Genomic DNA, 22,853 nt, shown 5'->3' on the forward strand with positions numbered 1-22,853 from the left:
GAGGTATCGCATTTTAACGGTGGTTGATTGGGGTAAGCGGGCGAACGGCACCGCGGGGAAGGCTGATGGAGTGGACGTCGCCCTCGGCAAGCGGCTTTAGTTTCAAGCCGCTGACGTCGGGCTTCAGATACTTGGCGTCGAGAATCCAGCCGCCATCGCTGAGTGAGGAAAGCGAGACGAAGTATTCATCGGGCTGCGGACTCGGTATGTGGTCAAAGCGAGCGATCCCATCGGTCGACGAAATCGCCTGGGCTAGCACGGGACCGGTTGCCGAGCCGTGCAAGCGTACATGCACATCGGCCAGTCGATCGGAACCGTAGGTCACCGCAACGCGGACGCCATCGGTTTCGCTCGGATCCGGTTGCAATGAACCGCACCCAGAGCACGTAAGCAGTGAAGGAATCAACAGAGTGGAGGCGAGCGTTTTCATTTCGGCACCTCCACCACTTCGCGTCCATCACGCGAGAACAGGGCATGGTACAGGTCGCGATCGATCGAATCGGTCAGGAAATGGATGCTGCCGTCCAACATCGCGTGCATGCTTCCACCGGAGTGATAGGACCGCGACGCAAAGAAACCGCGGCCGTGGATTCCGATGTCGGGAATACGGTGGTTGGGGGTCATGTAGCCATTGATCACGGTGGCATACGGCACACCACGAATCCACGATTGGCCTCGATTGCCACTGTAGGACGTAATGCGAGCCGGGTAGATGGTGTCCAGATCGGGATTGGAGATGAGCGTTCCATCATCGAGAAACCCGGGGTTAGGAGCCACGTTGCCCGTGGTGCTGCCCCAATTGGCGATGCGGCGGTGTGGACCTTCGGGCGTGGCTTCGCTGACGCCGCTGGTTTGGTCCCCGAGCACCGTCTCGGCAATCAGCACGGTATTGGACGTGCCATCGAGACAATCTCGGAATCCTGCCCACGAATCGGTCCAGACCATGCCGTCGGTGCGGTAGCGATCGTCGTAATGCGTGTCGGTGCCACTGCCGTAGCTGAACATGTAGCTCAACCCGCCGCACGTCCCTTCGCTGCCGTCTGCAAAAACCGTTGCAAAATTGGGGTCTCCGACGTCGCTTGGACAGAGAAAGGTGGGCACGACCGACGTGATCGCATCACGCTGCTTGGGATTGAAACGAGCCATCCAAGCAGGCCCCACGAGTAGTGGTTCCTCAAAGTTGATCAGGTCGCTCAGCCCTGCCTGCTCGATGTACGGTAGCACTCGGGCTTGCACTGAAAAACTGCTCGAACCCGTCATCGCGGGAATGACTTTGAACGTACTTTCATAGTTGTGAACCGCTAACGCGATCTGTTTCAGGTTATTGCTGCAAGACATTCTTCTTGCAGCCTCGCGTGCGGCTTGCACCGCAGGCAATAATAGCGCCACCAAGACACCGATGATCGCAATGACCACCAGCAGCTCAACCAGGGTGAAGGCGGCTCGGCGCCGGCGACGATTTGGGGGGTGATATCTCATTTTTGTCGATTGATGTGGAAGTGGATTGGATAGGTGCAAGGCCCCAGTGTGCTAGCGGCGCGCAGCTTCAGCCGCTCGCGTCGCTGGCTCAGTCAAAGTGGCTCGACGCCACCTCGAGTCGAAGCGAAACGATTGATTGAATCAGCGGCCTCGCGAAACATCGCGGGCAGATGTCACGCAAGCCCGGATTGCCGGCGTGTGAGGGATCGTCAGCGATATGACGCAGGGGCAGCCGCAACGTGTATCGGCAAAACGTGACTTGAGTAACACGCAGTGCAGGACACGAACAACAGGATGCAAAAGAAATTCGCGAGCCAGATGGCTCAAGCGATAGCAGGAGGACCGCGGGGCGCGGCGACGACGAGAAAGGCTGAAACGAGGATGAAGCCGCGTTGATTTTCCGCTTGCTCGACGTCAACATCGCTGAGCACCGCGGTTTCGTGCTCCCAAGTGAAGCCACAGGGGGCAGTGAGCGATTGGCAAATCAGGCAGCGGTCGTGGTCGTGATGAGCTGGGCTGTGCTGATGGTCGTCCGGAGCATCCGTTGTCGTGACCGGTTCGTCATCGTGATGATGGCATCCGTTTGAGCAACCCGCGTGAACGGATCCCGACTCGTCGGCGCGGGCCAAGTCAACACATTGGGATTTGCTTTCCCCTGCTGATCCACTGAGTGCCGATCCACAGTCTGGCAATCCACTGTCGCACGTCACACCGTCATGGTATGTCGCAACATGCAGCCATGCAGGGGCATGTCCCAGAGCGATGATGCTGCACAAGACAGCAGCAAGAAAGGGTCGGATTATCGAAAGCACAGCGGCATTCGTGGCGAGAGTTCAGGAAGAAAAATGGGGTCCGACCAAGGACAGTTTCGTTACGTTAGTGCGAGGCATTCGGTTCGTCAAGTCAACCATATTGCCCGACTGCGATGGATGTTATGGGGCAAATTATCCGTTCACGCGTGATGGCGTGATTGCTCCAGATCGACGCCTCGGTTTGTCCTTGATGATTGCTGGAAACGCGTGTTTGCAGAGTTTTCTGTTCTACAATAGTGACTTCCTCTTTCGCCAAGAAAATTCGCAGCGGCGACTTTTTTCTTGTTAACCTTTTCTCTGAGGCGGCATTTATGGGTATGCACACGCCCAATTCTCACTCTGCCGATGAAGCGACGTTTGTGGGACAGCTGACTGAATGTCAACTGCCTTTGATGCTGTACGTCCGTGCATTGATGCCGGGCGATCATGCGGCGAGCGATGTGATTCAGCAAACCAATACGAAGATCTGGGAAAAACGAGCCGATTTCGAGCCCGGAACCAATTTCAAAGCCTGGGCCTTTGCGATTGCCCGTTTTGAAGTGTTGAACCATCGAAAACAACAGGCCCGGGATGCTCGTTTGCGATTTTCCGACGAGCTCGAGGTCACGGTGGCGGATGAATTGGTCGCTCTGGATGATGATCTGTTGCAGCGACATGCTGCGCTGCGGGAATGCATGAAGTCGCTCAAACCCGAGAGCCGTGAACTGTTGATGTGTCGTTATGCGTCGGCTGAATCGTTGGCCGAGTTTTCAAAACGTGTTGGTCGCTCGGTGGGTGGAATCAAGGTGACGCTGCATCGGCTGCGGACCAAGTTGGCAGATTGTATTGAACAGCGACTGGTTGCGACAGGAGAAATGGAATGACCCCTGACGAACGATCTACATTGCTCGATTCGCTTCTGGATGGTGACATCAGCGAAGCCGATTTTCTCAGACTCGAAGCTGAGTTGATCGTCGATGCAGAAGTGCGACAAGAATATTACCGACGGTTGCAGTTGGGCGTGCTACTTGAACGCGAAGCCGCCGAGTCGTTATTGGATCCGAGCGTCCACGCGGCCGCGGTCCTCGATACTGCGACGGATCCAGCGATTGAGCACGCGACGAACGACACTTCTGCGGCTCGAATCAAATCATCCCGTATGATGCTGTTGGCTGGTACCTTGCTTGCCATCGCGGCCAGTGTGTTTGTCGTGGTGCCATTGATTCGTGGTGCCAGCGAACCGCAAGATCTTGTCGCTTGGGATCCCAACGCGGCCACGAATTCCGAGCGAGTGAGCCGTCCCGAGAGTGAGCCATCGGCGAGCGGGTTTGCCATTTTAAGTGGTCAAAGCGAGGCCGTTTGGGAGGGAGTCGCCATCGGTAGCGGTGGTTTGTTGCCCGGGGGCGAATTGCATTTGAAATCTGGTTTGGTGCACCTCGAATTGTTCAGTGGTGTGCAGGTGGTCGTTCAGGGTGAGGCGATTTTTTCAATCGACTCGCCCATGCAAATCAGTATGACTCGTGGACGGGCGCGAGCTCAGGTGCCCAATGCTGCTCACGGTTTTCGTATCAAGACGGCTGCTGGCGAAGTCGTTGACTTGGGGACTGAGTTTGCGGTGGATGTCACCGACGATCGCTCGAGTGTGCAAGTCGTGGATGGCGAAGTCGAATTGCGGCCGCAAGGAATGACCGCGGTGGCGGATTCGCTGCGGCTTTTGGAGGGCGAGTCGGTGGAACTAATGTCCGATGGCCAAGTTTCGCAAACTCAAACAGCGGATCTGAATCTCGTTGGCCCCGTCGCGTTTCAAAAAGAGCTTGCTCAGTCGCAGTCGAATCGTTTGCAGCAGTGGCAAGCTGCCAGCGAACGGATGCGGACCGATCCTCGGCTGATTGCTCATTATCAAGTGGATCCAAGTGCAGAATGGTCTCGACAATTGGTCAACCTTGCCGCCGGACGCCGCGACGTTGCATCGGATGGTGCGGTGGTCGCCGCCCAGCGGGTCACCGACCGCTGGGGGCGTAGCGGAGCCGCGCTGGATTTCAGCCGGACTGGCAGCCGGGTGCGTTTGGATGTTCCAGGCTCGCACCGAGGCTTGACTCTGTATTGTTGGGTGAAAATCAACAGCCTGGACCGTTGGTACAACTCGTTGTTTCTGACCGATGGTCACGAAGAACGCGAGCCGCATTGGCAAATCATGGACGACGGCCGCATGTTCTTTTCGGTGAAGGCACCGCTAGCGGAGTCGCAAGAAGAACAAAGCTTTTCGCACAAAATTTATTACTCCGAACCCATTTGGGACACCTCGCTCAGCGGTCGCTGGATCATGTTGGCGACGGTCTATGACGTCGATGCTCAACAAGTGATTCACTATCTAAATGGAAAACCGGTCAGTCGTGAAGCGATTCCTGCGGAGTCGTTATCCGAGGTGATCAAGATTGGCCCAGCCTCGATCTGCAATTGGAGCCAACCGATGTATCGCACCGATGCCACGTTTGTGGTGCGGAATCTGAATGGGGTGATGGACGAATTTGCAATGTTCTCGGGAGCATTGTCGCCGCAAGAAATCAGCGAAATTTATAAGGTGGGAGATCCCTATTGATGTGTGACATGATCCGTAACATTCGAATTGTTCCTCTGTTGGCGGCGCTGGTAATCGGCGTCGGGTTGACCAGCACGCTGCTGGCCGATGAGTCGGCGGAGCGCGAGTTCACGTTGAAGGTGTTGCCGCTGCTGAAAGACAAGTGTCTTGGTTGCCATGGCGCGGACCCCGATGACCTCAAAGGCGAATTCAGTGTGCTGACGCGTGCCGATATGATGCGTGGTGGTGAATCCGAAGAACCCTCGGTCGTTCCCGGCAAACCGGACGAAGGGACGCTGATCGACGCGATCACGTGGACCACGCTAGAGATGCCTCCCAAAGAAAATGACCGTTTGACCGAACAGCAAATTGCCGTTGTTCGCCGCTGGATCGAAAACGGAGCTCCTTGGCCTGATGAAGCGGCTCAAGCACGTTATCGCGAGGAGGAACGCCAGCAAGCGGTGACCGACGAAGGCGTGATCGTTACGACCAGTGGTGGGACGTCAAGCGAATGGACTCATCGACGCTACAAACCCGAAGACCTTTGGTCGTTTGCGCCCCTAAAAGACAAAAACGAGTTGTTGCCTGCATCGGTGGATGCTGCCGAGGCGATCGATTTTTTCATCGACAGAAAACTTGTCCAGGCGGACCTGAAGGCTGCCGGCGAAGCGAGTCCCGAAGACCTCGTGCGTCGCGCCACTTTGGACCTGACCGGGTTGTTGCCAATGCCCGAAGAGGTCGACGCGTTTGTCGCCGCTTGGAATACCGATCCGCAGGCCGCTTGGAGCGAATTGGTGGATCGATTGCTTGACAGTCCGGCCTATGGCGAGCACTGGGCTCGACATTGGTTTGACGTGACTCGCTATGCCGATACCGGTGGGATGGCGAACGATTTTGAACGCTCCAACATGTGGCGATATCGCGACTACGTGATTCGCTCGTTCAACAACGACAAACCGTACAACGAGTTCGTGGTCGAGCAAATTGCCGGTGATGAACTGGCCGACGAATCGGTGCGAGCTCGCAGTAAAGGCAACGAAGTGGCCGTCAAGAAAGCTCAGCTCAATGGTGACTACACGCCGGAAGAAGCCGAGTGGATTATCGCCACAGGCTTTTTGCGACTCGGGCCTTGGGATAACGCGATGATCGAAGCGGACGAGGCTCGCCAAATTTTCTTGGATGACCTTGTCAACATTACCGGACAGACCTTTTTGTCCACCACGATGCGGTGCTGCAAATGTCACGATCATAAATTCGACCCACTCCCGACACGAGATTACTACCGCATGTACGCGGCATTTGCGGCGACGCATATGGCCGAGCGCAACGTGCCGTTGTTGGATGTCGAGAGCCGCGAGCAGTTCGAGGAAGGACGCGCTCATGTCCAGAAGATGCTCGATTTTGCGGTTGCGGAAAAGACACGCTTGGTGAACAAACGCGAAGCCGCAGCACGCAAATGGTTCGAAGAGCACAATCTGCCGTACAAGGACGAAGAGCAGCGAAAGAATCTGCCCGACGAAGAGAAGCCGGAACGGCACGTCGGGCTGGATCACGTCGAGCAAGGTCAGTTAAAAGTTCGCGAGCAGGATGAATGGATCTGGACTCGCCGGCTTGAACGTTACAAGCCGATGGCGCAAAGCGTCTACAATGCCGAGTTTGCAAAATTGCCTTGGAACGGGGCTCGCAAATTGCGAATCACTCCGGACAAGAAAAAAGAATCACTTGTTAATCACATCTTGGTTGGCGGTGCACTGACGGCATTGGGGGACCCTGTGTCACCAGGCGTATTGAGTGCGGTTTCGGTACCGGTTGATCCCCAGACGGATGATCCTTATTTGCTAACCGATTCGGTGGATGGCCGACGATTGGGGCTCGCTCGCTGGATCGCGCATCCTGAGAACGCATTGGCCCAGCGCTCGATCGTCAATCGTATTTGGCAGTACCATTTCGGAGTCGGCTTGGCTGCAAACGCAAACAATTTTGGTGGCAAGGGCGCCAAGCCGTCGCACCCGGATTTGCTTGATTATCTCGCTGGCGACTTTGTCGAGAACGGTTGGACGATCAAGCGGATGCATCGCAAAATCATGATGTCCGACGTCTACAAACGTTCGACGATTCCGGTGGATGCCGAACAGATTGCTGAAAGTGATCCCGACAACAAATTGCTCTCCTATTTCCCTCGCCGCCGTCTGAGTGCCGAGGAATTGCGAGATTCGATTTTGTTGATTACGGGCGAACTGCAACAATGTGACGGTGGTTTGCCGATCAGTCCCGAGATCAATATGGAAGTGGCGCTGCAGCCGCGAATGATCCAGTTCTCGTTGGCGCCGTCCTATCAACCATCGCGGACCCCCGAGTTGCGAAACCGCCGAACGATCTATGCGTACCATGTGCGGGGACTCGCGGATCCGTTCACCGAATTGTTTAACCAACCGAATCCAAACGATTCGTGTGAGTTGCGCGAGACGGCTTCGGTGACACCGCAAGTCTTTACGCTGCTCAATAGTGACACGATGACGGATCGTTCGATTGCCTTGGCGCTGCGGTTGGAACGCGAGTGCAAGACGCTAGCCGAACAAATCGACCGTGCGTTTCGTTTGACCCTAGGTCGTCACGCGACCGACGATGAACAACAACAGCTATCGCGTTATGTCAAAGACATGCATGTGTATCATCAATCGGTCGATCCTGAGCCGGTCGAATATCCGACGGTCATCACTCAGTCGTTGGTCGAAGAGTTTTCGGGCCAACCGTTCCAGTACGAAGAGATCTTGCCGGTCTTTGAACGTTACGAACGCGATAAAAAAGCAGCGGATGTTTCGGACCAAACGCGTGCACTGGCCGACATGTGCTTGCTGTTACTCAATACCAACGAGTTCATGTACGTCGACTAAGTGGGATAGGCTTCCAGCCTGTCAATGTGGGATAGGCTTCTAGCCTGTCATGCCATCATTCCCCCCCTCGCGATCGCAATCACCTGCATTGCCCCGATTTATTTCCTTTCGAAGAGTTAATGCCATGTTAAACGCAAACCGACGATCCTTTTTGTACGGTCTTGGGGCAACCTTGGGCAGCGTTGCCTTGACCGACTTGATGGCGGCTGAAACGGCGAAAGCGACGTCTGCTGGGCCGCTGGCTCCGAAACCACCGATGCATCCGGCCAAAGCCAAGAACGTCATCATGTTGTTCATGGAAGGCGGCCCGGGGCACATGGATACCTTTGATCCCAAGCCCGAGTTGACTCGACTGCATAAATCCGAATCCAAGTTGACCGCAGGTCAAGAAACGGGATTCAAGTTCTTTGTCGGCAGCCCGTTTGGGTTCAACAAGGTTGGCGACAACGGGATCGACATGTGCGATCAATGGAAATACCTTTCCGACCCCTACGTGGCCAACGAGTTGTGCAACTACCGCGGTTGCCAAGCGGAATCGCTAAACCACCCCGAGGCGTTGTTCCACATGAACACCGGCAGCCGTTTGGGAGGCGACCCGGCATTAGGAGCTTGGTCGACCTACGGTCTGGGGACCGAGAACCAGAATTTGCCGGGATACGTGGTGATGACCGAAATGGCGTTGCCTCAAGGCGGACCGGGTAACTGGAGTAACGGTTTCTTGCCGCCTTACTACCAAGGCACTCGGTTGCGTCCGCAAGGCTCGCCGATCTTGGACCTTGCACCGCAGCAGTTCAAATCACGCGAGCATCAGCGGCGAGCGCTCGATGAGTTGGCACAGCTGAACGCTCAGCATTTGGCGTCGTTGGGCGCCGAAGACGAGAAGCTCAACGCGCGAATGGAAAGCTACGAGTTGGCGTTCCGAATGCAGACCGAAGTACCCGGGGTGATCGATCTGGCCAAGGAAGATGCGAAGACGCTGGAGATGTACGGACTGAATGATTCGGAAACCGAGACATTCGGACGTCAATGCTTGATGGCGCGTCGCTTGGTTGAAAGCGGTGTTCGCTTTGTGCAAATCTTCAGCGGCGGTTGGGACAGCCACGATTATCTCGAGCGGGGTCACACCGCACGGATCAAGAGTGTCGATAAGGGAATGGCCGCGCTGATCCGCGATCTGAAGCAACGTGGAATGTTAGAAGACACGTTGGTGATTTGGACCGGCGAATTTGGACGTACGCCCGATAACAACAAACGCGGCGGCGTTTATTCGCTTGGACGCGGTCACAACAATCAAGCGATGACGATGTTGATGGCGGGTGGCGGAGTCAAACCAGGCATCGTGGGTGCGACCGATGAACTCGGTTCGTCGGCCGTCGAGTGCGTTCACCCGATCCGCGACTTGCACGTCACGCTGTTGCACTTGTTGGGACTCGATGACAACAAGCTGACCTACTTTCACGGCGGCCGCTACAAACAGTTAAGCCAGTTTGGCGGCGAAGTGATCCACGAACTGATCGCCTAGCCGTTGATCGCTCCAAAATGTGGGATAGGCTTCCAGTCTGTCATCAGCATCCTCGACAGGCTGGAAGCCTATCCCACATTGCAAAATCCGTAGTATTGCAATCAACGTCCCCCGCGATCCAAACTTCGAACCACAAACGATCGGCGGCGCTCTCTACGCGTTACGCGTGATGGCTTGCGGCGTGCATCGTCGTTTGACGATTTCGTCTGACCAAATTGATGATCGCAGCGGTCAGCGATCGTTCTTCGGTTTGCCGATAAGGTGAATTCGCGGGTAGCGATTTCATCAACCGCCGGTGTGCCTCGGGCAACGCGTGGTAGGGCAGCGAGGGAAACAAATGATGCAGCGCGTGAAAGCGAGTTCCCACCGGGCCCCACAATTCGGTGATCCAAGCATTGTGTGGATAGTTGACCGAATCAAGCAGTTGATCCAAAAACGTCATCTCGTCGCCCGCGTTGGACCAGCGGTGCGATCCAATCGTGCGAATTGAATTCAAAAAGATGATGCAGACCGACAACAGGTAGGCATGAATCAGGAACGGCGTCGGCCATTGCCCCACCGCCAACGGTGCGATCACGACGATCGCCAAGCTCCAAAGGAAACAGCCAAACTCTTGGATGTAGATGATCTTCAGCGTCTTCTTCGTCGGCAGCGGTCGAATGTAGGTCGGATCCATCACCATCGACGACGCATGTTGATGGACAAACGATCGGAATCCAGGGATCACCCAGGCCAGAGGGGTGAGGATGAGAAAGCGGACCACGGCGACGATGGGAATGATCAAACACCACGAAAGGTAGAACAGGATCTGCCAGCCTTGTTGGTGTTCTAGCGGCAGGTATTCGCCATCTTGATCGGTGCCATAGTGTTTGCGGCGATGATGATCAATGTGCGTGTAGTACACGAACGAGGGGATCAGAAACGGGATTCCGCATACCAAATTCCACACGATCCGGAACCACTTCAGCCGTTCGTTGTTGCGTTGGTGCACGACTTCGTGAATGAACAACGAAGCACGATAGAACAGCAGCACCGAAGCAAAAAAGAAAAACGTTTGGTGGAACGTCCCCTGAAATCCCTGATGACGCGCGTAGATCGGGCCCCCCGATACTTGGGTGAAACAGTAGGCCCCCGCCGCATACGTCAAGACAAAGTCGACCCAATAGATCCAGGCATGCGGCCGAAATAGATCGCCAATCAGGTGACGGCTTTCGGTGAACGAGAATTCAGCGGAACTGGTTGCGTTGGTTGGCATTGGTATACGGCTGTCAAAATTTGCGAGGCCAAATAGGGGTGATTGGGTTCTTTCGCGTCGCGAGTCGAGCCAGATGCGTGACAATCTGTCGGCAAGGCTGGCTCGGTCGGGACGCGTCCACCTATGTCCCATTTTAAGTCTATTTCGGCATGAAATAAGTTCAAGTTGATCCGAATTATCCGCTTGGAAGGGCTTCCCCCCAAAGACGAATGCGGCAAACGCGTTTCCAAGCTCGCCGGACGACTACCGCAGATGACTACCGCGGACGACTGCCGCGGATGCTGCTAGTGAATCGGAATCGAGAAGTGCGGGACGAATCACGCGGAACGGGGCCGCGTCATGATCAGAAAAAGGGCGACAATCGCGACCGCGACCGCCAACGTCAGCGTGGTGAGCACGCTGGACGAAAGTTCGAAGTTCATCGCGGTGATTCCGAATGCGGCCAGACCCGCGAGTCCCACCGCGGTCAAAGCTTCGCCAGCAATCACGCCGGACGAGAACAAAATGCCTCGGTGCAGTACACGGTCGTGATCCGGCGACGGTGTGGTGCGAGTGCATATTTTTGCGAGGATGCCCCCGATCAAAATGGGGGTGGCCAATCCGAAGGGCAAATACATTCCGACGGCGATCGGCATCAGGTGGGCACGATATTTCGTTCGTCGTTTCAAAATTTCATCGATGATCAAAATCACCACGCCCACGCCGGCCCCCACGCCGATCAAATTCCACGGCAACTCGCCTTCGCCCGCGAATCCACGTGCCAAACTCGCGAACAAGCTGGCTTGCGGAGCCGACAATTTTTCGCCACCAATCCCGCCGGGCGTATTGTTGTGTAGCAGCGTCAGCACCGGGGCCATCACAAACGCAGCAACCCCAACGCCGCCAATCTGCATGATCTGTTGTCGAAACGGGGCCGCCCCCACGATCGAACCCGTTTTCAGATCGTTGCAAACATCGCCACTGGTACAGGCAACGCAGCAAACCACCGCAGCGATGCCAAGCGTGGCGACCATCCCTTGGGCGCCCGAGTAATTGAACAGCCATAGCAATCCGCCCGCGGCCAAGACCGCCGTGATTGTCATTCCCGAGACGGGGCTGTTGGAATTGCCCACCAGCCCGACGATGTAGCTGGCCACGGCGGTGAAAAAGAACCCCATCGCTAACATCACCGAGGTCGATAGGATCGTGACGCCCACGTCGCCGGTAAAGCGGTAGTTCAACATCGCCAGCATGAGGGTGCAAGCGATTCCAAGCGTCAGAATCAGTCCCGATGGAATGTCGCGTTCGCTTTGAGCTCGTACAGCGGTATGTCCCCGCAGCCCCTGCGAAAGCTCGCGAACCGCAGCAATCAAACCGGATCGCACAGCAAACAGAGAACCGATTCCCCCGACCACCATCGCGCCGACACCGACGTAGCGAATTTCGCTGCTCCAGATCGTCCATGCGCCATCGATCGGGTCTGCATATTCACTGCCGCCGCCAAGCAGTGGGATGCCAATCAGCCACCCCAACGTGCCGCCAATGAAGATCAAGATCGCCACGTGCAAACGAACAATAAAACCGACCGCGACCAACATCGGTGACAAGTCGCCTCCGAAATAAAAGATGCGATCACCGACTGTTTTCGCCACTTGCAACGAGTCTTGAACGATCCCCAGAAAACCTGCGGCGACTTTAAAAATCGCGCCGACAATGCCGCCGATGATCAAGCCTCGCGCAGCATCCTGTTGATCATTGCCGCTTTCGCCGGCTTTGAGTACAGCCGCACAGGCGACGCCTTCGGGGAAAGGCAATTCGGGATTGTTGGCGACGAAAACCCGTCGCATCGGAATCATGAACAAGATGCCCAACAGTCCGCCGGTCAGTGCGACCATCGATACAGTCCAAAAATCAAACGATTGCCAATACCCGATCAAGATCATCGCGGGCATCGTAAAGATGATGCCTGCGGCCAGCGACTCACCGGCCGAAGCACACGTTTGGACTTGGTTCGCCTCGAGTACCGTGGATTGACGGAACAGCAACCGGAACATCAACATCGCCATCACCGCAGCCGGAATCGATGCCGACACGGTCATGCCAGCTTTTAGCCCGACGTAGACATTGGCGGCTCCCATCACCACTGACAACAGTAACCCCAGCACGATCACACGCAGCGTCAATTCGCCACCGCCGAACGAACCATTCGTGGGGGTGGCAGGAGGCATATTGGGATCGAGGCTCGTCGGATCGTTCATCGAATTTTCTTCTTCGCAGTTTTGAATTTGTGATTTGACGGTTCTTCACCCACACGCCACTTCGCGTCCGTTAAAGTAAGAGGCTCCGAATTCCGTTTGCGGATTCCAACCTGCCTTTCCTTCCTTCCCCCCTATCGTATCCGTTTTCGGCTCACGAACGCCTCACTCCCAAGGTTCCCGTCCCCTGATGAATACACTGCATCGATTTCTGTTGTCTTGCCTTGCTGTCCTGGTAACGATTGCGTCGGCGGCGGCTCAATCCCCCCAACTCAATCGCCCCAACGTGATGGTATTTCTTGTGGATGACATGGGAGTGATGGATACGTCGGTGCCATTTTTGACGGACGCCGAGGGAAATCCTAAACGCTATCCGCTGAACGATTATTACCGCACTCCCGCGATGCAGCGGTTGGCGGATCAAGGCATTCGTTTTAACCAGTTCTGTGCCATGAGTGTTTGTTCGCCGACGCGAAATTCGATCATGACCGGACAAAATGCCGCTCGCCATCGTGCAACGAACTGGATCAATCCCGAAAAGGACAATGCGGGCCCTCATGGTGCACCGAATTGGAATTGGGAAGGATTAAAAGAGACCGATGTCACGCTGCCCGGCGTCTTGAGTGATTGCGGTTATCGCACGATTCATGTTGGCAAAGCCCACTTTGGCCCCAAGGATCATGAAGGTGCCGAACCGCTAAATCTTGGGTTCGACGTGAACATCGCCGGCGCCGCTTTTGGGGCCCCTGGAAGCTACTATGGTGAAAAGAACTATGGTCACGGAACCAAACGTGCTCATCATGCCGTGCCGCACTTAGAAAAGTATCACGGCAGCGACACGTTCTTGAGCGAGGCGTTGACGATCGAAGCTAAAAAACAAGTCACTGAAACGGTGCAAAGTGGCGAGCCGTTCTATCTGTATTTTGCTCATTATGCCGTCCATGCCCCGTTTGATTCGGATCCTCGCTTTGCCGACCACTACAAGGATTCGGGCAAACCAAAGAACGCCCAAGCCTTTGCGACGCTGATCGAAGGGATGGACAAATCGCTTGGCGATATGCTTGATCACTTGGAAGAACTTGGCGTTGCCGAAAACACGCTGGTGCTGTTCCTTGGCGATAATGGCTCGGATGCACCGCTTGGACATCAGCACCAAGTTGCTTGCGCGGCGCCACTGCGAGGCAAGAAGGGAGCCCATTACGAAGGCGGCATGCGAGTTCCCTTGATCGCCGCTTGGGCGAAACCCAATTCGGACAACGCTTTGCAAAGCAAGCTGCCGATTCCCGCCGGAGCAATTCAGAGCCAGATTGCTGCCGTTCAAGATCTGTTTCCGACGATCACACAGTTGACCGGGTGTGAGGTTCCTTCAAGTCACGTGGTCGACGGGGCTCCGTTGCAAACGCTGCTCACGGGAAAATCCGACTCGGATCGTCCGCAAACCTTCTTGATGCACTACCCTCACGGACCGCATCGCAGTAACTACTTTACCACGTGGCGTGATGGCGATTGGAAGGTGATCTACCACACCTTGCCCGAGGAAAAGACCACCGGCGGCTTCATCCAGTTCGATGGCGGCCACTACGAGCTGTTCAATTTGAAAGACGATCCCTTTGAATCAAACAATCTTGCGGATTCGCATCCGCAAGTGCTGCGGCGGATGATGACGGGGTTGATTGCGGAACTCGAAAAACACAACGCTGTCTATCCCGTGGACGATGCGGGAAACGAACTCCGCCCGCAGTTGCCGTAAACGGATCAAAGCAACAACCAATCCCGTAGTGGACGAGGCTACGAGTCCCTCAGCAAGCTACGTAGTGGACGAGGCTACGAGTCCCTCAGCAACAAGCTAAGTAGTGGACGAGGCTACAAGTCCCTCAGTGAAACGTGATTTCTCGTGATTCGTAGCCTCGTCCACTACCAAAGTCTTGTTCGTAAAGCCGAGAGTCGATTGTTTCCGCGATTTTTATCCTCTAAGTAATGTAGGAATCGAAATGCGTCCATCCATGCTTTCCCTCTTCGGTCTTCTTTTAATCTCCGTGTTGGGCTCTGCCAGCGAACCGGTGGTTTTTATCTCGGCGTTTAAGTCGGGTGATGAGGGCGCGATCCATGCCTTTCGCTTCGATACGCAAACGGGAGTATTAGAACCGCTAAACCGAAGCACCGGTATCGGTCAACCGTTCTTCATGGCACTTTCGCCCAACGGGCAATTCTTGTATGCCATTGATACGGACCAATTCGGTGGCGACGAAGATGAATCGATTGCGGCCTACTCTATCGAAGCCGAGACGGGAAAGTTAACTCGCTTGAACCGACAATCGGCGCGCGGTACCGCGTCGTGCTATCTCGATGTGGACGCCAGCGGAAAATCGGTGCTGGTTGCGAACTATGCTTCCGGCAGCGTGGCAGCACTACCGGTACGCGAGGATGGATCACTCAAAGAAGCCGCCTCGTTTATCCAACACGAAGGATCCAGCATGGATCCCAAACGTCAGCAGGGGCCGTTCGCACATAGCATCGTGATCAGTCCGGACAACCGCTTTGCACTGGCGGCCGACTTGGGGCTCGACAAAGTGCTGATCTATCGACTCGATGCGGCTACCGGCAACCTGGTCGTAAACGACGTGCAGCCCTTCGCCAGCTTGCCACCCGGTTCGGGACCTCGCCACTTGACCTTCGATCCGAGCGGCAACCGAGTGTACGTCATTAACGAGCTGAAAAACACGGTGACCTACTTCTCCTATGCCGCGGACTCGGGCAGGCTAACCCTTCAGCAAACGATCTCGACCTTGCCTGAAGGTTTCTCTGGTACGAGCCATTGTGCGGATTTGAAGATCACGCCGGATGGCCAGTTTTTGTACGGTACCAATCGTGGTCACGACAGCATCGCGATCTATCGCATCGGTTCCGACGGCCGGTTGAGTCGGGTTGGGATCAAGTCGAGTTTGGGGGGCGGCCCACAGAATTTGTTGATCACGCCCGATGGCCGCTGGTTGCTCTGCGCGAACATGACCGGCAACAACGTGAGGGTGTTTCGAATCGATTCAACGAACGGTGGATTGACCGCCGTTGGTGATCCGGTTTCGGTCTCCATGCCCTCCTGTCTGTGTTGGTTGCCGGCAACCTAAACCGTTCAACACGCAGTTGAAAGTGATGGATAATCACAACCTCAAAACGGATGCGTCGAGTTATCAGAACCGTGAATCAATGCATTTACCGAATGGCCTGTCCCAGCGTCCTCAACGACATCTAAAGATGAGTATCCAAGCAATGAATTCTAAAGCCAAATCGGGCTTGCCGTCTGCTGCAACTCGCAGACAATTTCTTGCCACCGCCACCGCCGCTACTGCTGGCGGTTTGTTCTTACCTAGCCGTCCGCTTTACGCGGCTGGGTCGGAGGTTGGTGAAACCGACCATTTCTGGTATCGGCTTGCGCCGGAGCATCCTTACATCGATTCGCAGCGGGAAAATAAGGCGTTTGGATTCGGGTTAGGCAAAATCTATTTGTCTGAGGACAACGGGAAAACGTGGCCACATGAGGCAGTGTTTCGCAATGCCGACAACATCACGTTTAGCTGCATTCTTGGTAATGGAAACGTCGTCTTTGCCACGCGGACGAAGCTCTATCTCAGCACCGATAATCTGAAGACACACAAGCAAATCATCGTCAAAGATATTGATGGCAGCGATTACCTACCGCACACGCCACTGGACCCAAACGCCCCAGGGTGGTACTTCCATCCGCTCGATGGCGAGCATGCCTGGGACGTGAACGGTACGGAAATGTTGGTTTGGGGCAACTACTGCAACGTGCTTGGCGGCGCGGTTCCAGTCAATATTTACTACTCGACCGACCAAGGTGAAACTGTCAAAATTGCCTACGCGTTTGGGAAGAACCCAACGTTCCAACAACCGGGATCCAAAGAAGGTGATCGATTGGGCAACCCGGATAATCCGGTGGTGGCCCGGCACATCCACTCGGTCGCCTACAACCCAGCCGAGAACGCATTTTACGCCTGCACCGGCGACCACGACCGCGACGATGTGCACGAGTGCCATTGGTTGCGTGGCACCTATGACGCTCGGAGTGATCGATGGGATTGGAAAGTATTGGTGTCGGTCAATTCCAACTCGCGTTTCAAATCGGGCGGCATCAACTTCGTCGACGGCCGACTCTACTGGGCTGCTGATGCCAATGGCCAAAACGGCACGATGCCACACGACCGCGGGCTTTTCCACTGCGATCCTGCCGATCTGGCTAATGTGGAAAAACACACGATGATGTTCAATCCGAAATACGAGTCGGCGAACATGATCATCGAAGACGACGTGATTTTGTCGGCGCATTACGCCCCCGCTTCGCCTTATGACACGGGCTTTATCATTTCAACGGACATGGGCAAGACGTGGGCTCAATACGACTTGAAAGAATTCGGCAAACGATCCCCCACCCGATTTCACAAAAAGAACAGCGATGGATGGTTCCGAGTCGATCTGCGAAAGGGATGGATCGAGCGAGGCGAAGTGCTGTTCATCAAACCCAAACCGTGAGTAATCGGTCTGTCTTTCTCATTTTCTAACCCGCCATTTTTTAACCTCCACTTCGTACCTCATCCGTAACCTTGCTTGGCAACGAAACCACTTGCGTGAAAAGTACGGAAATACAATCGGTTAAAAGAGGGAACGGTTTGAGATTTAGGACCAATGCGGCCGAGGTGGAGGCGTTTGGATTGGCCGGTTGATTCCGGAGTCCTTGCCGGGATAGCATGGGCAGATGGAGATTGCTGCCCTGCGAAACGATGACCCGAGTTGGTTTCCCCCTTTGGAGGCTGCAGTTTGCGCTGACGGGGTCGATGGGTTGCTGGCCGTCGGAGGCGATCTTAGTAGCGATCGTTTGCTCAGTGCGTACCGCAACGCCATCTTTCCTTGGTATGACGAACAGGGGCCGATCCTGTGGTGGTCGCCCGATCCACGTGCGGTGATCTTTGCCGACGCGATCCATGTCTCAAAGAGTATGGCCCGGCTGATCCGTCGGCAAACGCTTCGCGTGACTTGGAACCAAGCGTTCGAACAAGTCATTCGCCAATGTGCGATGCCTCGCGACGGTAATCCCGGCACCTGGATCCTGCCGGAAATGATCCAAGCGTATCAGCAATTGCATCTCAGCGGGGACGCCCAATCGTGCGAGATCTGGAGCGGCGAAGAATTAGTCGGCGGCATTTACGGCGTCACGATCGGCAACGTCTTTTGCGGCGAGTCCATGTTTCATCGTCAAGCCAATGCGTCCAAGTTGGCGCTGATCTCGGTCGCTCAGAACGAACGGTTCGATGTGATTGATTGCCAATTCCCGAGTGAGCATTTGTTGTCGATGGGGGCCGAAATGATTTCTCGCGATGCGTTTGTGCGATTGGTAAAGTCGGCGCTGGGCAAGTGAGCAGTGAATCGGATTTCACCATTCACGCTAGAATTTCCTTTGGCACGCGTCCGTGCACGTCGGTCAAGCGAAAGTCGCGACCGGCGTAACGATAGGTCAATCGCTCGTGGTCGATGCCCAGTAGATGCAGGATCGTGGCATGCAGATCGTGCGTATGGACCGCTCCTTCGGCCGTCATGATGCCGTGTTCATCCGACGCACCGTGCACCATCCCTCCCTTCACTCCGCCGCCGGCCATCCAGGACGAGAAGCAGTGGTTGTGATGTTCACGGCCGGGATGGTCCGCTTTCTGGTGAAACGGCGTGCGGCCAAACTCTGTAGTCCACACCACCAGCGTCCGGTCGAGCATGCCTCGTTGTTTCAGATCGGTTAGCAATCCGGCAATCGGTTGGTCGATCGCTTTGGCCAACCGCTGATGGTCGCCCATGTTGCCGTGCGAATCCCAGTTCGAACTCGACCCAACATCAATCAACTCCAAAAAACGCACGCCGCGTTCAGCCAATCGACGAGCAACCAGGCATTGCCATCCAAATCCGCTGGTGGCGCCTCGTTGCAAACCATACATCTTCATCGTCGCTTCGGATTCGCCCGACAGATCGAATGCTTCGGGGGCTTCACGCTGCATCCCGAAGGCGGTTTCAAACGAGCGGATGCGTGCATCAAGAGCCTGATCGGCTTCGCGTTGTTGCAAATGCGCACGATTCAATTTTTCTAGCATCGCAAGTTCCATCTGCTGCAGTTCAGCAGGAACTTTGGCGTGAATGTTTGGAAGCGGTTGGTCGCCCGGCATGACGTGCGTTCCCTGGTGACAGGCAGGCAGAAAATCGCTGCCCCAGGTTTGTGCACCCGCATAGGGAGCCGCAGGAGCAAGCACCATGAACGATGGCAGGTTTTGGTTCTCGGTCCCCAATCCATAGCTGACCCACGCCCCGGCACTCGGTCTGGCGAATTGGGCTGATCCCGTATGAGCCGCCAGCGTTGCTTTGTCGTGACCGTCGCTCTCGCAGTGCATGGCGTTCAGCACGCACACGTCGTCGATCACCGACCCCAAGTGTGGGAACAGGTCGCTGACCCAGGTGCCGCTTTGACCGTATCGTTTGAAACCCCATCGTGGTTTGATCAAGAACCTTTCAAATTGGCCCGTTTTGTTCAGCCACCGCGATGCGGTGATCGACTTGCCATGGTCGGCGGTCAGCCGAGGTTTGTAATCCAGGGTGTCGACATGAGAGACACCGCCGGTCGAGAAAATGAAGATCACACGATCAGCGGTGGCGCGGAAATGACCTGGTTTGGCAGCCAGCGGGTCGATCGCTGCGGCTTGGATTTCGTTCCACATTCCCGCCAACGCTAACGCACCAAAGCCGCCCGAGGCGCGGTGTAAAAATTCGCGACGATTCGTTTGCAGAGGAAGGTTCATTGCGGTTCTTGGGAAAAAGGGAGCCGAGTTCGCTGGCTAGTCCACGTACAGGAATTCATTGCTGGATAACAACACGCGTGCAAACGCGGCCCAGGCGACGATCGAATTTGCTGGTTCTGAACTGTCGGCTGTTGCCAGTTTGCGGTGGTAGATATCCAGAAACGACAGCGTCTCGTTGACCTCGGCGTCGGTCGCCTCGCGGCCTAGCACGCTTTCGTAGGCAAGACGGATTCGCGAAGCATCGTCGCCTGGGGTGGCTATCAGCCGCTTGGCAAATGCCTCGGATTGTTCGTGGACGAATGCTGAGTTCATCAGGAACAATGACTGAGTCGGTGTCGTTGTCGGCAACCGTTTCGCCACGCTGGTGTTCGGATCGGCTGCGTCAAACATCGCCAGGAATGGATGACGTCGGTTTCGCTGGACCATCAGGTAAATACTGCGGTGATTGGATTCATAAACCGCATGAAACGGCCGGTGGATGGTAAAGGCCCAATGATCGACCGGGGGAAACGGATGGGATTGTGGAACGGTGCGGTCAAGTTGGCCGCTGATGGCGAGCATCGCGTCGCGAATCGATTCCGCGTCAAGCGGTCGTCGCGAGTAACGCCATAGCCAACGATTGTTTGGGTCGGCCGTAAAGTTTTTGGCGTGATCGTCACTCGCAAGCATGTAGGTGCGTGAATTCATGATCTGGCGATGCAGTGACTTGATCGACCAACCCGATTCAATGAACTCTGACGTCAACCAGTCGAGTAATTCGGGATGACTCGGGCGTTCGCCACGAGCCCCAAAGTCGCTTGGCGTGGTCACCAAGCCTTGGCCAAAGTGCCATTGCCAAACCCGGTTTACAAACACGCGTGCGGTGAGTGGGTTCGAAGGGCGAGTCAACCAATTGGCTAGTTCCAACCGTCCGCTGCCAGACGCATCGGGCGGCAGCGCGTCGCCGCCCAGGACCTTTAAAAAACGTCGTGGGACTTCGTCGCCGAGTCGCTCAGGTTCACCACGTTGTTGTATCCGTGTGTTGGTTGGTGTGCCCTCGCTGACACCGTAAGCGACGGCGTACGCGGGTGTCGCGGCAATCGTGTCGCGTTGTTTGGTCGCTGCTGCCAATTGAGCATCCAGTTCCGCCAATCGCTGTTCCGTGCCTGGGGCCGGTTCGGGGATCACCACAGGACCGCTGCCCGGGATCCCAAATGCGGTCTCTTGCAGCCCAAGGTTGTCAATGTCACGCGTCGGTGCGGGGCCGCTGACATGCCCGATCCCATCACAAATGAATGTATCGACGATCCCATCCCAATTGGGGCTGAGTGGTTTGTCGTCGAATTCACTAAGGTCGTCGATCGTGCCGACGATGCCCGCATAGGTTTTCTTTTCATGGTCCAAGGTGATTCGCAACGTGTACCAGGTTCCTGGTTCGAGCGTGCGAATGACATCCCACTGTCCACCACTGCGAATCGCAAACTCGGTGGCGGTCACACTGCACTCGACGGCCAACGATTGGACCACGCCGCGTCCCAGAAAGAAGCGATAGGCGGCTTGTTGTGTCGCGTCCGCCGCGGTGCGAAAGTCGATCGTAAAGTGAATGTGTTTTCCCGGTTTCGCACGCAAGGCCTGATCAAAAACGTAGCGGATACCATCGTGAGATCGACTTGTTCCCACACGGACACCACGTGTGCCTACCGGGTGAATGTGAGTGAAGGGACTTTGGGCATCGGCGTGAATGGTGTTCGGCCCAGAGGAGAGCCAGGACTTGGCGGGTGGTTTTCCAAGCGGCTGTTCCTCGAACCCGAGGTCGACGCCGCCAGCAAACGATTTGCCATCGAGCGCCGCTCGGTCTTGCTTTCCCCTCGCGATTTCCTCATCCAAACGTGCGAGTTTGTCGGCCTTGGCTTTATCAAGCCGCGCGGCCTCGGCGGCGGGCACCAAGGGAGGAAAGTGGGCGGGCCGCTTGTGGACCTCGCCGCCGGGAAATGCCCATTTTGTGCTCTCAAAAATGCCGTACAACGCATAGTAATCCTCTGCCGACACTGGATCAAATTTGTGATCGTGACAGCGGGCACAGCCCAGTGATAACCCCAAGATCGAGCGTCCCACCGAATCGATCACGTCGGCAAAATCGAGGTATTGATAATCAGGCTCGGGGGCGTACCCGTAACGTTTTCCGATGGCAAGAAAACCGGTCGCGGTGACTCGTTCGGCGTAGCGGTCCGCAGGGCCGGCAGAGGCCAAAATGTCGCCCGCAATTTGTTCGCGAATAAACTCGTCAAACGGTTGGTCGCGGTTCATCGCATTGACCACCCAATCACGATACTTGCCTGCTTCTCGAACTGGATAGTCCGCGCCATCGCCCGCGGTGTCCGCGTAACGCGCGACATCCAACCAATGCCGTCCCCAACGTTCACCATAAGCGGGCGACTGCAGCAGTCGGTCCACCAGCGATGCGAACGCGTCGGGCGACGAATCGTTCAAGAATTGCTGGATCTCCGTCGGCGTCGGCGGTAACCCGGTCAAATCGAATGTGGCGCGACGGATCAAGGTGCGTTTGTCCGCTTCGCCAACTGAAGTTAACGCTTGTTTATCAAGTTCCGCTCGAACGAAGGCATCGACCGGATTGGCCATCCAGCGTGTGTCGTTGACCTTGGGGCATGATGGCTTTGACAACGGTTGAAACGACCAGAACTGTTTTGCCGATTCGAGATCCATCGCGTCGGTCGCGGATCCACTGTCGGGTGTCTCGACACGCGGATCGATGGCGCCTTGTTTGACCCAGCTGACTAGGTTGGCAATCTGAGCCGAGGTGAGTTTGTCTCCGTCGGGCGGCATCTGCGCCGCGTCACCCGAATCGTTAACCGCCTGGATCAGCAGACTGTTGTCGGGATCGCCGGGGATGATCGCTGCGCCACTGTCTCCGCCGCGAAGCCATCCGTCGCGTGAATCGAGCCTGAGTCCTGATTCTTGTTTCTTTGGGCCGTGGCATTCAATGCAGTGAGTGACCAGCAGCGGACGGATCTGGGATTCAAAGAAGTCGTCCGCATGACTCGCCGTGGGCTGCGGTAAGCAAAGAAACGCCCATCCAATCATCCCACAAGCGAAACGGACAAACGCTCGGTTACGTCGACGCTGTTGATGGATTGATTGCATCTCTATCCACTTTCTTCGTAACGGTTTGGCAGGGGCGTGCGCCGATGGCGGGGGAAGGTTGGGCGACGCACTTGGTGGGCAACTTGCCGGGGGCGGCAAGTCGATGGTTCG

General features: G+C 55.9%; 14 protein-coding genes. 8 read left to right on the forward strand and 6 right to left on the reverse strand.

What is annotated here, in order from left to right; genetic code table 11:
* Window positions 1-13 precede the first annotated feature (13 nt).
* Window positions 14-430 carry a hypothetical protein gene (locus ABEA92_RS07965; RefSeq protein ID WP_345683290.1) on the reverse strand — a complete coding sequence of 139 codons (417 nt, stop codon included), beginning with the start codon at window positions 428-430 and terminating at the stop codon, window positions 14-16.
* Window positions 427-1,479, reverse strand: a complete 1,053-nt coding sequence (locus ABEA92_RS07970) for a DUF1559 family PulG-like putative transporter (RefSeq protein WP_345683291.1) — start codon at window positions 1,477-1,479, stop codon at window positions 427-429. The genes ABEA92_RS07965 and ABEA92_RS07970 overlap by 4 nt, the downstream gene beginning before the upstream one ends.
* Window positions 1,480-2,527: 1,048 nt before the next feature.
* Between ABEA92_RS07970 and ABEA92_RS07975 the strand changes: the two genes are divergently transcribed.
* From ABEA92_RS07975 to ABEA92_RS07990, 4 genes are all read left to right on the forward strand, one after another.
* A complete protein-coding gene (locus tag ABEA92_RS07975; RefSeq protein ID WP_345683292.1) occupies window positions 2,528-3,154 on the forward strand; it encodes a sigma-70 family RNA polymerase sigma factor in 627 nt (208 codons plus the stop codon).
* Entirely contained in the window at window positions 3,151-4,869 is a 1,719-nt protein-coding gene (locus ABEA92_RS07980) for a LamG-like jellyroll fold domain-containing protein (protein ID WP_345683293.1), read from the forward strand. Before ABEA92_RS07975 ends, ABEA92_RS07980 begins: the two co-directional genes overlap by 4 nt.
* 8 nt (window positions 4,870-4,877) lie before the next feature.
* Window positions 4,878-7,742 (forward strand): DUF1553 domain-containing protein, encoded by a 2,865-nt coding sequence (locus ABEA92_RS07985; RefSeq protein WP_345683294.1) that lies wholly within the window; start codon window positions 4,878-4,880, stop codon window positions 7,740-7,742.
* A 124-nt stretch (window positions 7,743-7,866) separates the two neighbouring features.
* Complete coding sequence (locus tag ABEA92_RS07990; protein WP_345683295.1) at window positions 7,867-9,264, forward strand: DUF1501 domain-containing protein; 1,398 nt, start codon at window positions 7,867-7,869, stop codon at window positions 9,262-9,264.
* Between the two features lie 160 nt (window positions 9,265-9,424).
* On the opposite strand, the gene ABEA92_RS07995 is transcribed toward ABEA92_RS07990, so the two are convergent.
* Window positions 9,425-10,519, reverse strand: coding sequence for a fatty acid desaturase family protein (locus ABEA92_RS07995; RefSeq protein ID WP_345683296.1), 1,095 nt, complete (start codon window positions 10,517-10,519; stop codon window positions 9,425-9,427).
* 317 nt (window positions 10,520-10,836) lie between these two features.
* Window positions 10,837-12,756, reverse strand: coding sequence for an OPT family oligopeptide transporter (locus tag ABEA92_RS08000; RefSeq protein ID WP_345683297.1), 1,920 nt, complete (start codon window positions 12,754-12,756; stop codon window positions 10,837-10,839).
* Between the two features lie 187 nt (window positions 12,757-12,943).
* Here ABEA92_RS08000 and ABEA92_RS08005 point away from each other — a divergent pair, with 187 nt between their 5' ends.
* The 4 genes from ABEA92_RS08005 (at window position 12,944) to aat (ending at window position 18,184) form a co-directional block, all read left to right on the forward strand.
* Entirely contained in the window at window positions 12,944-14,503 is a 1,560-nt protein-coding gene (locus tag ABEA92_RS08005; protein ID WP_345683298.1) for a sulfatase-like hydrolase/transferase, read from the forward strand.
* A 286-nt stretch (window positions 14,504-14,789) separates the two neighbouring features.
* A complete protein-coding gene (locus tag ABEA92_RS08010; protein ID WP_345683299.1) occupies window positions 14,790-15,878 on the forward strand; it encodes a lactonase family protein in 1,089 nt (362 codons plus the stop codon).
* 142 nt (window positions 15,879-16,020) lie between these two features.
* Window positions 16,021-17,301, forward strand: coding sequence for a twin-arginine translocation signal domain-containing protein (locus ABEA92_RS08015; RefSeq protein ID WP_345683300.1), 1,281 nt, complete (start codon window positions 16,021-16,023; stop codon window positions 17,299-17,301).
* Between the two features lie 223 nt (window positions 17,302-17,524).
* The gene (gene aat / locus ABEA92_RS08020) at window positions 17,525-18,184 is read left to right on the forward strand and encodes a leucyl/phenylalanyl-tRNA--protein transferase (RefSeq protein WP_345683301.1); all 660 of its coding nucleotides are present in this window, start codon (window positions 17,525-17,527) and stop codon (window positions 18,182-18,184) included.
* 22 nt (window positions 18,185-18,206) lie between these two features.
* Here aat and ABEA92_RS08025 read toward each other — a convergent pair whose 3' ends face one another.
* Complete coding sequence (locus ABEA92_RS08025; protein ID WP_345683302.1) at window positions 18,207-19,601, reverse strand: DUF1501 domain-containing protein; 1,395 nt, start codon at window positions 19,599-19,601, stop codon at window positions 18,207-18,209.
* A 36-nt stretch (window positions 19,602-19,637) separates the two neighbouring features.
* The gene (locus tag ABEA92_RS08030) at window positions 19,638-22,742 is read right to left on the reverse strand and encodes a PSD1 and planctomycete cytochrome C domain-containing protein (RefSeq protein ID WP_345683303.1); all 3,105 of its coding nucleotides are present in this window, start codon (window positions 22,740-22,742) and stop codon (window positions 19,638-19,640) included.
* Window positions 22,743-22,853: the final 111 nt, after the last annotated feature.

The organism is Novipirellula caenicola, from assembly GCF_039545035.1.
GTDB lineage: Bacteria > Planctomycetota > Planctomycetia > Pirellulales > Pirellulaceae > Novipirellula > Novipirellula caenicola.

Excerpts from the sequence above, each read along its gene's own strand:
- ABEA92_RS07965 (WP_345683290.1), bottom strand. The coding sequence starts at position 430 with ATGAAAACGCTCGCCTCCACTCTGTTGATTCCTTCACTGCTTACGTGC.
- ABEA92_RS07970 (WP_345683291.1), bottom strand. The coding sequence starts at position 1,479 with ATGAGATATCACCCCCCAAATCGTCGCCGGCGCCGAGCCGCCTTCACC.
- ABEA92_RS07980 (WP_345683293.1), top strand. The coding sequence starts at position 3,151 with ATGACCCCTGACGAACGATCTACATTGCTCGATTCGCTTCTGGATGGT.
- ABEA92_RS07985 (WP_345683294.1), top strand. The coding sequence starts at position 4,878 with ATGATCCGTAACATTCGAATTGTTCCTCTGTTGGCGGCGCTGGTAATC.
- ABEA92_RS07990 (WP_345683295.1), top strand. The coding sequence starts at position 7,867 with ATGTTAAACGCAAACCGACGATCCTTTTTGTACGGTCTTGGGGCAACC.
- ABEA92_RS07995 (WP_345683296.1), bottom strand. The coding sequence starts at position 10,519 with ATGCCAACCAACGCAACCAGTTCCGCTGAATTCTCGTTCACCGAAAGC.
- ABEA92_RS08000 (WP_345683297.1), bottom strand. The coding sequence starts at position 12,756 with ATGAACGATCCGACGAGCCTCGATCCCAATATGCCTCCTGCCACCCCC.
- ABEA92_RS08005 (WP_345683298.1), top strand. The coding sequence starts at position 12,944 with ATGAATACACTGCATCGATTTCTGTTGTCTTGCCTTGCTGTCCTGGTA.
- ABEA92_RS08015 (WP_345683300.1), top strand. The coding sequence starts at position 16,021 with ATGAATTCTAAAGCCAAATCGGGCTTGCCGTCTGCTGCAACTCGCAGA.
- aat (WP_345683301.1), top strand. The coding sequence starts at position 17,525 with ATGGAGATTGCTGCCCTGCGAAACGATGACCCGAGTTGGTTTCCCCCT.
- ABEA92_RS08025 (WP_345683302.1), bottom strand. The coding sequence starts at position 19,601 with ATGAACCTTCCTCTGCAAACGAATCGTCGCGAATTTTTACACCGCGCC.
- ABEA92_RS08030 (WP_345683303.1), bottom strand. The coding sequence starts at position 22,742 with ATGCAATCAATCCATCAACAGCGTCGACGTAACCGAGCGTTTGTCCGT.